Origin of the sequence: Amycolatopsis sp., assembly GCF_036008905.1 — a bacterium.
In the GTDB taxonomy this organism is placed as follows: domain Bacteria; phylum Actinomycetota; class Actinomycetes; order Mycobacteriales; family Pseudonocardiaceae; genus Amycolatopsis.
Genome location: NZ_DASYMU010000240.1, coordinates 1 through 6,677, shown reverse-complemented (window position 1 = coordinate 6,677; position 6,677 = coordinate 1). Strand labels below are relative to the sequence as shown.

Genomic DNA, 6,677 nt, shown 5'->3' with positions numbered 1-6,677 from the left:
ATCTCACGGAGCGTGTCGGCACGAGCGAGTATCTCGCCACTCGAGAAGGACTCGGCTTGCGTGGCACGCCGGGTCAGCTCATCTATCTAGTGACTTATGGTCACCATGCTATCGCTCTCTTCCCCCATGGGACCAGCGTAGGTCGCTCAGGGCTCCAAGTTGACTTACTCGTTTGAGTACTGTGTGTGACGTCGTTGGCTCACTAGTCTTCTCGCCATGCGATATTCACGGAGTCTGGGTTAAAGGTCTTCCGGCCGCGTGGCGTCGGCGAAAGCTTGACTGAGCACAGCGCATCAACAACGTTCCGACGGATCATGAGTGGCGCTGTGTCGAACGCTGCCACGGGGTCGACAGCCGACAGTGTCGAGGCCGCAGCGCTCCGAGTGCTCAGTCGAGCTTGGGTGAGCCGTGCTTCCGCGAGTTTCGCCTTGACCTTCTCCGTCGACACCTTGTAGCGAGGCCCGTCGATGTTGCCCGCGTCGTAGTCCGCTTCGATGAGCTCGAGTCTTCCGTTCAGCTGCTTGACTTTCTCGCTCGCGGCCTTCGCTCGCTCGGACTCTTTTGGTGTGATCAAGCCAGCAAGGTCGGGGCGGCTCAGCCGCTCTCGCATCGTCTTGATCACGAGGGTGTCGATCTGGTGTTGAGAGCGAGTCAGGCAGCCGTTGGGGCAGCGATAGCGGTTGCCGGACCATGAGCGGACCTTCGAGTCGCATTTCGCGCACTCGAACAGGCCGGCGCCGAGATGCTTGCGGTCCGTTCCCTGCTGGGTCTTCCGGCGGGGATCGGCCAGCTTGGCCTCCACCAGCCTGAAGACGTCGTCATCGACGATGGCGTCCCAGGTGCCTTGCTTGCCGTTCGTCTTGCCCTGGTATATCGCATGACCTGCGTATCGCGGGTTCGTCAGGATCGTACGAACGCTCGATGGGTTCCATGGTCGGCCGTGGCGGGTCGCGACTTTGGCTTCGGTGAGCCACATCGCCAGTGCGCGCAGCGAATCTCCGGCGGCGAACCGGTCGAACAGTTGCCGCACGATCGCGGCCTCGTCCTCAATGAGTTCGCCTGCGGGGGAGTAGCCGGTCAGCCGGACGCCGAGTGGTGGCTTGCCTCGTTCGGCACGCTGGAGCGCGGCGGCGCGTTGACGTGCTGCCTTCCGCTCGATCTCGCCGCGGGCGACGGTCGCCTTGATTCGAGCGAACATCCGGCCGCCATCGGTGGACAGGTCGGCTTCGCCGTTCGCCGTGACTAATAGCAGGCCGCGCTCTTGCGCGGCGTCGATCCAGTCTTCGAGCTGGCGAGGCTGGCGGGTGAGCCGATCCAAGTCCCAGCACACCAGGGCGTCGAACTCCCCGGCCTTGTTTGCGGAGACCAGCTCGTCGTACCCGGGGCGTGCCTTGTGCTTGTCAGATGCCGAGATGGAGTTGTCGACGAACTCGCCGATGATTTGCCATCCTCGCTGGTCAGCGATTCGTTGACAGTCCGCTCGCTGCCGTTGAACGGCCAGCTGCTCGCCAGTCGCGTCTAAGCTGACTCGTAGGTAGATGGCGCAGCGACGAGGTCCAGTCACTCATCTAGTGTTGCACGGCGTGGTAATCTGGTCGAGTTCCGCTTCAACGTCTAGCTTGATTTCGGCGCACGGCGCACGGCGACGGGCTTGGCCGCAGGTTTCCGGTGGGCAGGTGGGTCGTGAGTGGCAACAAGTGTTCTAACACTCGTAAACACTCACGACCCACCTGCTCAACGCGACGGTGCAGCATTGCCTCTTCGGCCTAGAAAGCGGCTTCCGAGAGGACGACGCTGGTGTCGACGTCCTGTTTGGCGAAGGTGCCCGCGTAGTTCTGCTGGACCCGGGACTTCTCGCTGGCGTTGGGGTTCGTGTTGGTGCAACTGACGCCGCCGGTGGAGCCGGACATCAGCGACGAGCACGGCCCGGGTTTGATGTCGGGGAGCCCCAGGCTGTGGCCGAGTTCGTGGGCTGCGATCCGGACGGGGCTGTAGCCCTCCTGCACGGCCACCCTGCCTATCCACACGGTGACCGTGCCGTTGGCGCGGACCGGTCCGAGGTTGGCCCGCGGCCAGTCGTTGTCGGCGATGACCCGGATGTTCACCCGCTGACCGGCCGCGGCCTTCACGATGCGGACGTTGGACACGCTGGTGTTCCAGACGTTGACGCCCGAGGCCACGGCGGATTTGAACTCCGCGGCCTGGCTGTCGTCGTAGGTGAGGGTGGTCGCCAACACCCCGGCGGCCCCGGCGGCGGGCGCCGTGACGAGCGTGAGCGAAAGGGCGGCGCCGGTGAGTACGGCGGCCAAAGTTCGTCGAAGCACGTGTTACTCCTCGCGTCTAAGGCATGGATGGGAGCAGTGTCGACACAGCATTGTGGGTGACGGACCAGACCTCTGCGTAGTCCGCCGTTGCCATAGCGTGATGTTAGGGCCTGACCGGGTCGGCGCGGAACCCGCCGATAGTCGCCCTCCTTTCACAGTTGACCACGGCGTCCGCGCGCCCTACTTTCACCGGTGAACAGGTTTGTACAGGCTCGCAGAGACGAGGTTCCATGGCGCGGGCAGTGGATGACCAAGCGGCCGGAAACCAGCAGTTCAAGGTCGAGCTCAACGGCATCAACGTGATCGACGACGCCGACCGCAAAGGCCGTGCCCGCCAGTTGTTCTGGCCTTGGTTCGGCGCCAACGTGTCGGTGCTCGGGCTGAGCTACGGCTCGTTCGCGCTCGGGTTCGGCATCTCGTTCTGGCAGGCGCTCATCGCCGGGATGATCGGGATCGTCTTCTCGTTCCTGCTTTGCGGGTTCGTCGCGGTGGCCGGGAAACGCGGTTCGGCGCCGACGATGGTGTTGAGCCGCGCGGCGTTCGGGGTGCGCGGGAACCGGTTGCCGTCGGCGATCTCCTGGATTTTGACCGTCGGCTGGGAGACGGTGCTGACCGCGCTGGCGACGATGGCGACGGCGACGGTGTTCGACCGGCTCGGCTGGGGCGGCGGCACGTCCACGAAGGTGATCGCGCTGGTGATCGTCGCGATCCTGATCGTCGGCGGCGGGGTGATGGGCTTCGATCTGATCATGCGGATGCAGGCGGTCATCACGGTGATCACCGGTGTCCTCACCGTGGTCTACATCATTTTGGTGGTCGACCACGTGCATTGGGCCGCCGTCACCGCGTTGCCGTCCGGTTCGACGCAGCAGGTCATCGGGGCGCTGGTGTTCCTGATGACCGGGTTCGGGCTCGGCTGGGTGAACGCGTCGGCGGACTACTCCCGTTATCTGCCAAGGGAAACGCGGAGCTCCGGCGTGATCGGCTGGACGACGTTCGGTGCTTCGGTGGCGCCGATCGTGCTGCTCGTGTTCGGGCTGCTGCTCGCCGGGTCGTCCACCGAGCTCAACGGAGCCGTGGCCGCGGACCCGATCGGCTCGCTGACCACGATCCTGCCGATCTGGTTCCTCCTGCCGTTCGCGCTCGTCGCGGTGCTGGGGCTCGTCGGCGGCGCGGTGCTCGACATCTACTCGTCCGGCCTCGCACTCCTGGCCGCGGGCCTGCGGGTGCCGCGGTATGTCGCGGCGCTGATCGACGGCCTGATCATGATCGTGGGCACGGTCTACATCGTGTTTTTCGGCGGCAATTTCCTCGCGCAGTTCCAGGGATTCCTGACCACACTGGGGGTTCCGGTCGCGGCCTGGTGCGGGGTCATGCTCGCCGACGTCGTGCTGCGGCGCCGGGACTACGCCGACGCCGACCTGTTCCGCCCGTCCGGCCGCTACGGCGACGTGCGGTGGCTGCCCATCGCGGTGGTCGTGGTTTCGACGGTGATCGGCTGGGGCCTGGTGACGAACCTGGCCGCGAGCTGGCTCGGCTGGCAGGGCTATCTGCTGGAGGCGTTCGGGCTCGGCGGGAAGACCGGGCAGTGGGCCGGTGCCAACCTCGGCGTGCTTTTGGCGCTGCTGCTCGGTTTTGTGGTCACGGTGTTGTTCAGCCGGGCTCGGGTGCGGGCGCAGGAGGCCGCGGCATGACCCGCTCGCTCGTCGTCATCGATATGCAGAAAGTGTTCGGCGAGCCCGAAAGCCCGTGGTTCACCCCCGGGTTCGCCGATGTGGTCGGGCCGATCCAGAACCTCGTCGAGGCGTTCCAGCCGCGCGTCACGTTCACGCGGTTCATCGCCCCGGCCGTCCCGACCGGCGCGTGGCGGAAGTACTACGAGCAGTGGCCGTTCGCCCTGCAGCCGGCCGACGCCGAAATCTACGACCTGGTCGACGACTTCGCCGGGCCGTCGGTCGACGCGACGACCTTTGGCAAGTGGGGCCCGGAATTGGCGGCCGAGGTCGGCGACGCCGCGATGGTGCTCGCCGGGGTTTCGACCGACTGTTGCGTGCTGTCGACAGCCCTCGCGGCGGCGGACGCGGGGGTCGAGGTGCAGGTGGTCGGCGACGCGTGCGCGGGTGTCTCCGAGGAGAGCCACGAGCAAACGCTTGCGGTGCTGCGGCTTTACAGCCCGCTCATCGAGGTCGTGACCCTCAAGGACGTCCTTCAGCCCGGGTAGGGCGGAGCTTCGCCCCAACCCCAGCGCGGAACCGGTGCGGCGGCCGGGGGTTCGGCACCGGGCTGGGAGTTCTCCATCCCGATCCGCGACCCCCATTCCACGTACGCGACGAACGCGGAGCGGAACTCCGGGTCGGACGGCAGGCCCGCTTCGTCGGCCGCGGCGGCGATCAGCGTGGCCCAGCGGGTGCGCTGTTCCGGGGTGATCGACAGGCCGAGGTGGTGGCCTAGCATCGCCGGGTAGCCGCCGTGATCCGCGGTGTACGTCGCGGGCCCGCCGAACACCTCGCCGAGCCAGATGGCGACGTGGTGGGCGTGGTCGTCACCGGCGTGCGCGAACACGGGAGCCAGGACCGGGTCCTGATGGACGTGTTTGTAGAAGACTTCAGTCAACCGCTCGATGGCCGGTGCACCACCGGCCCACTCGAAGAGCGTCTTCGTCATGATTACATGATTACACGCACGTGACCTGCTAGGCGAACATTCCCAGCACGACGACGGCGAGCAGCGTGATGGCGGTGGCGAACACGCTCACCCAAGCGCGCTGGGTGCTGGTGAGGACGGGGGCGGGGGCGATGCTGTTCATGGCGGGGTCCCAACGGGCTGAGTCGATGCTTTCGCAGGTGAAAGCGTCTTGATCAAGCCTTCCGTTAGCCCGCCGGACGCTTTGTGCCCGATCTCACATATCGGCGACGACTTCGTCGATCTGCCCGGCCAGCGAAGTGTCCTTCGCGGTGAGGCCGCCGTGCGAGTGTGTGCTCAGCCGGAAGGTCAGCGTCCGCCACCGGATGTCGATGTCCGGATGGTGGTTGACGCTCTCGGCGATCTCGGCGACGCGGTTCACCACCGCGATCGCGTGGGGGAAGCTTTCGAGTTCTGTTTTCCGCTCGATCGTGTCCCCGTCGCGCCGCCACTCGGGCAGGTGTTCGAGAGCTTCGCCGATCTGCGCGTCCGTGAGTAGTCCGGTCATCTCCCCATGGTCGCCCGGTCGTGTCCAGGTGTCGACTACGCTGCACCTTTGCCACGGGAGTCCGGTACGCCGGGCTGAGAGGCGGGAACCTACCCGCGACCGTTTCGCACCTGACCCGGATCATGCCGGCGCAGGGAGGCTTCGACTCCTTCTTGCCGGTTAGAGCAGGAGGGTAAATGAATCGCAGTACCCTGCGCGCTGTACCTGTCGCGATGGTGTTCTGCCTGGTGGGGGCCCTGACAGCGGGATGCACGTTGAGCGGCACGGCCGGCGACACGGCGGGTCCGCAGACGGTCACGCTGGTCACGCACGATTCCTGGGCCGCTCCGGCCGAGGTGCTCGACGCGTTCGAGCGGCAGTCCGGCATCAAGATCACCGTGCTCAAAGAGGGTGACGCGGGCGCGCTCACCAACAAACTGGTGCTCACCAAGGCCAACCCGATCGCGGATGTCGCGTACGGCGTGGATTCCACGTTCGCTTCACGCGCGCTGACCGAGGGTGTGTTCGAGCCGTACACCAGCCCCGAGGCCGATCGCGGCCCGCAGCGCTACGCCGTCGACCCGGAACACCGCCTGTCGGCCGTGGATCTCGGCGATGTGTGCGTCAACGTCGACAACGGCTACTTCGCCAGCAACGGGATCCCCGTGCCGAAGTCCTATGAGGACCTGACGAACTCGCAGTACAAGGACCTGATGGTGCTCGAAAGCCCGGCGACCTCCTCGCCGGGGCTGGCGTTCCTGCTCGGCACGGTCTCGAAGTTCGGCGAGGACGGCTGGCAGGAGTACTGGTCGAAGCTGAAGGCCAACGGCGCCAAGTCGGTCAGCGGCTGGACCGAGGCCTACACACAGGACTTTTCCGGCTCGTCGGGCAAGGGCCCGCGCCCGATCGTCGTTTCGTACGCCTCTTCACCGGCCGCCGAGGTCGCCGAAGACGGGAAGCCGCGGACGTCGGCGCTGCTCGACACCTGTTACCGCCAGGTCGAGTACGCCGGGGTGCTGACCGGCTCCAAGCAGCCCGAGCGCGCCCACAAGGTGGTCGACTTCCTGCTGTCGCAACAGTTCCAGGTCACCGTGGCGGCCAACATGTACGTCTACCCCGCGCGCCAGGGCGTCGATCTTCCCGCGGGCTGGGCGCAGGTCGCGCCGCTGCCGGAGAAGCCGGCC

At 66.3% G+C, this 6,677-nt stretch carries 7 protein-coding genes and 1 riboswitch; of the genes, 3 read left to right on the top strand and 4 right to left on the bottom strand.

The genetic code is table 11. The features are described 5' to 3' along the window. Positions 1 to 202 precede the first annotated feature (202 nt). Positions 203 to 1,564: a recombinase family protein gene (locus VGP60_RS38215; protein ID WP_327553096.1), complete on the bottom strand. Its 1,362-nt coding sequence runs from the start codon at positions 1,562 to 1,564 to the stop codon at positions 203 to 205. A gap of 202 nt (positions 1,565 to 1,766) precedes the next feature. Next, a complete protein-coding gene (locus VGP60_RS38210; RefSeq protein WP_327553095.1) occupies positions 1,767 to 2,324 on the bottom strand; it encodes a snapalysin family zinc-dependent metalloprotease in 558 nt (185 codons plus the stop codon). A 230-nt stretch (positions 2,325 to 2,554) separates the two neighbouring features. Between VGP60_RS38210 and VGP60_RS38205 the strand changes: the two genes are divergently transcribed. Further along, on the top strand, positions 2,555 to 4,018 hold the full coding sequence (locus VGP60_RS38205) for a purine-cytosine permease family protein (protein ID WP_327553094.1): 1,464 nt from the start codon (positions 2,555 to 2,557) through the stop codon (positions 4,016 to 4,018). Next, positions 4,015 to 4,545 carry a cysteine hydrolase gene (locus VGP60_RS38200; protein ID WP_327553093.1) on the top strand — a complete coding sequence of 177 codons (531 nt, stop codon included), beginning with the start codon at positions 4,015 to 4,017 and terminating at the stop codon, positions 4,543 to 4,545. Before VGP60_RS38205 ends, VGP60_RS38200 begins: the two co-directional genes overlap by 4 nt. Here the strand turns inward: VGP60_RS38200 and VGP60_RS38195 are convergent. Further along, the gene (locus VGP60_RS38195) at positions 4,533 to 4,988 is read right to left on the bottom strand and encodes a group II truncated hemoglobin (protein ID WP_327553092.1); all 456 of its coding nucleotides are present in this window, start codon (positions 4,986 to 4,988) and stop codon (positions 4,533 to 4,535) included. The two genes, VGP60_RS38200 and VGP60_RS38195, sit on opposite strands and share 13 nt — an antisense overlap. A 235-nt stretch (positions 4,989 to 5,223) precedes the next feature. Then, positions 5,224 to 5,514: a 4a-hydroxytetrahydrobiopterin dehydratase gene (locus VGP60_RS38190; protein ID WP_327553091.1), complete on the bottom strand. Its 291-nt coding sequence runs from the start codon at positions 5,512 to 5,514 to the stop codon at positions 5,224 to 5,226. A gap of 43 nt (positions 5,515 to 5,557) precedes the next feature. Continuing rightward, a riboswitch (TPP riboswitch) is annotated at positions 5,558 to 5,668 on the top strand. A 22-nt stretch (positions 5,669 to 5,690) separates the two neighbouring features. Here VGP60_RS38190 and VGP60_RS38185 point away from each other — a divergent pair. Next, positions 5,691 to 6,677 (top strand): thiamine ABC transporter substrate-binding protein (locus tag VGP60_RS38185; protein ID WP_327553090.1); only part of this gene is annotated, 987 nt, incomplete at its 3' end.